This window comes from Nonomuraea harbinensis (genome assembly GCF_019396385.1).
Taxonomy (GTDB): Bacteria; Actinomycetota; Actinomycetes; order Streptosporangiales; family Streptosporangiaceae; genus Nonomuraea; species Nonomuraea ferruginea.
In genome coordinates this window covers 1-2,723 of the sequence record NZ_JAHKRN010000114.1, presented here as the reverse complement: position 1 = coordinate 2,723, position 2,723 = coordinate 1, and the positions used below count along the sequence as shown (strand labels likewise).

Annotated in this window: 2 protein-coding genes; both read left to right on the top strand. The window is 68.2% G+C overall.

Annotation, left to right across the window (positions count from 1 at the left end):
- Nucleotides 1-230: 230 nt before the first annotated feature.
- A complete protein-coding gene (gene istA / locus KME79_RS44230) occupies nt 231-1,760 on the top strand; it encodes an IS21 family transposase (RefSeq protein WP_219552655.1) in 1,530 nt (509 codons plus the stop codon).
- Nucleotides 1,761-1,842: 82 nt separating this feature from the next.
- The gene (gene istB, locus KME79_RS44225; protein WP_219552653.1) at nt 1,843-2,622 is read left to right on the top strand and encodes an IS21-like element helper ATPase IstB; all 780 of its coding nucleotides are present in this window, start codon (nt 1,843-1,845) and stop codon (nt 2,620-2,622) included.
- Nucleotides 2,623-2,723: the final 101 nt, after the last annotated feature.

Genomic DNA, 2,723 nt, shown 5'->3' with positions numbered 1-2,723 from the left:
TGTATGCGGCCATCTAAAACTCCAGGTCGGCGGACAGGTGACTCCAGGTAGATGGCCAGAAGGGTCCCGGTAGACGGACATCGGAAATCCTGGTCGATGGCCACGTAATCTCTTGATCTTGCTCGTGTGTCCCGGGCGCACAGCGACGCCTCACCCGGTTGGAGTGGCAGACGAGGTAACCAGCCGTTTCGACCGGGAGGAACCTTGTGACCAAGTCCGACGCGGAGTTGATGGAGATCTTCAGCGCCTACGATCTGACCGGATGTGCCTGGTCAGCGGCGCAACTGGCCGGGTGTGACCCCAAGACGGTGCAGCGCTACGTCACGATGCGCGATACGGGCGGCGTCCCACCGGAGCGAACCTCGCGGGCCCGGTCGATCGACGCGTTCCTGGCCAAGATCGAGGAAAAGATAGAGCGCTCGGGCGGCAAGGTCCGCGCCGACGTGGTGCACAAAGACCTGGTGGCGATGGGCTTTCGCGGCTCGGAGCGGACCACCCGGCGAGCCGTGGCGGCGATCAAGGAATCGTGGCGGACCGGCCGGCGGCGCGTCTACCGGCCATGGGTTCCCGAGCCGGGCATGTGGCTGCAGTGGGACTGGGGCGAAGGGCCACGCATCGCCGGACGCCGTACCCAGCTGTTCTGCGCCTGGCTGGCCTGGTCGAAGTACCGGGTGGTGCTGCCGGCCTGGGACCAGACGCTCGGTTCGCTGACCGCCTGCCTGGACGCGGCGCTGCGGACCATCGGCGGAGCGCCCACCTATCTGCTGACCGACAACCCCCGCACGGTCACCGTCGAGCACATCGCCAAGATCCCGGTCCGGCACCCGCAGATGGTCGAGCTCGGCCGCCACTACGGATGCGTAGTGCACACCTGCGAGCCGTTCGACCCCGAATCCAAGGGCGGCGTGGAGAACACCGTGAAGATCGCCAAAGCCGACCTGGTGCCCACCACCACGAACCTGCGCTCCAGCTACGGCAGCTTCGCCGAGTTGGAGGACGCCTGCGCCGGCTGGACCGAGCAGATCAACCACCGCTCGCACCGGGCCACCCACCGCCCGCCCATCCACATGCTCGAAGAAGAACGCGCTCACCTGCACCCGCTGCCCGCCGAACCCTACGCGCTCGCGCTCGGCGAGGAACGCCTGGTCGGCGAGGACCGCACCATCCGCTGGGGCGATGTCCGCTACTCGGTGCCGCCCGGCCACGAGGGCCGCAAGGTCTGGTGCCGAGTCCACGGCGACGAACTGGTCATCGTCGGCCGGCGAGCACACGACGGGCCGGGCCAGCAGATCGGCGGCGCAGGCCTGGCCGAACTCTGGCGGCACCAGCTGTCGACCCCGGGCCGGCCCCGCATCGTCGAGGCGCACTATCCCGACCATCCCGGCGGCAACGGGCCGCGTCAGCCCAGACCGCGCCCGCAGACCAAGGCCGAAGAGCGCTTCCTGGCCATCGGCCCGGGCGCCGAGGCCTGGCTGATCGAAGCCGCGGCCACCGGCGTGGCCCGCATCCGCGCCAAGATGGCCCGCGCGATCGAACTCGCCTCGCTGGTCGGCGTCGAACGTGTCGACGCCGCGCTCGGCCTGGCCGCCATCCACGGCCGCTTCGGCGACGGCGATCTGGCGTCCATCTGCGACCACCTGGCCCGCAGCTCGACCATCGGCCCCACATCCAGGGCCGATGAAAACCACTCCGCCCAGCCCGGCACCGCCTCCTGGGCCGCCATCCGAGCAACACCTCAAAACCGCGACAACAGGGACTGACCAGGAACCGATCAGGCCGCCGACATCAACCACCATGCCGATTCGGCGGCCCGACCATCACACCAACACTCGGAGACTACACATGAGCGTTTCGCTGCCCAAGGCGCCACCCATCCCGGCCGAACTGGAAGTCCTGTTCACCCGGATGCGCTTCCCCTACGCCCGCAAAGCCGCACCCGACGTGCTGGCCACCGCCCGCGCTCAACGCTGGGATCCCGCCGAAGTGGTGCGGGTGCTGCTCGCCGAAGAGGTCGTCGGCCGGGACAACGCCACCCGGCGCAGCCGCCGTAAGAGCGCCGGCATGCCCAACGGCAAGACCTTCGGCTCCTGGAAGAGCGAACTGTCGTCCATCCCGCAGGCCACCCAGAACGCCCTGCGCACCCTGGAATGGGTCAGCCGCCGCGAGAACTGTGTGATCTCCGGCCCGTCCGGCACCGGCAAGAGCCACTTCATGGAAGCGCTCTGTCACCAGGCCATCGACGCCGACCTGCGCGTGTCCTGGTTCACCCTGGAAACCCTGGCCGTCACCATCGGCCGGGCCCACGTCGACGGCAGCATCGCCCGGACCATCGCCAAGATCTGCCGCTCCGACATCATCGTGATCGACGACATCGGCTTGCTCCCGGTCGGCCACGAGACCGCTGAGGCGTTCTACCGGCTGGTGGACGCCGCCTACGAACGCCGCAGCCTGGCTGTCACCAGCAACATCCATCCCTCCGGCTTCGACACGATCATGCCCAAGACCATGGCCACCGCCACCGTCGACCGGCTCATGCACCACGCCCACATGGTCGAGACCAGCGGTGAATCCCATCGCCTGGCCGAAGCACTCGCCGGAAAGGGTGTCGTCCCTCTCACCTGACCGTCCACCTGGACTTTACGTGTCCGTCTACCTGGAGATTTCATGGCCGCCAGCCTGGATCAGGCTGGCCGCCCACCTGGAGAAATTCCTGACCGTCCACA

What these genes read in the sequence shown, in the direction of transcription:
- istA (WP_219552655.1), top strand. Translation starts at nt 231, where the DNA reads ATGGAGATCTTCAGCGCCTACGATCTGACCGGATGTGCCTGGTCAGCG.
- istB (WP_219552653.1), top strand. Translation starts at nt 1,843, where the DNA reads ATGAGCGTTTCGCTGCCCAAGGCGCCACCCATCCCGGCCGAACTGGAA.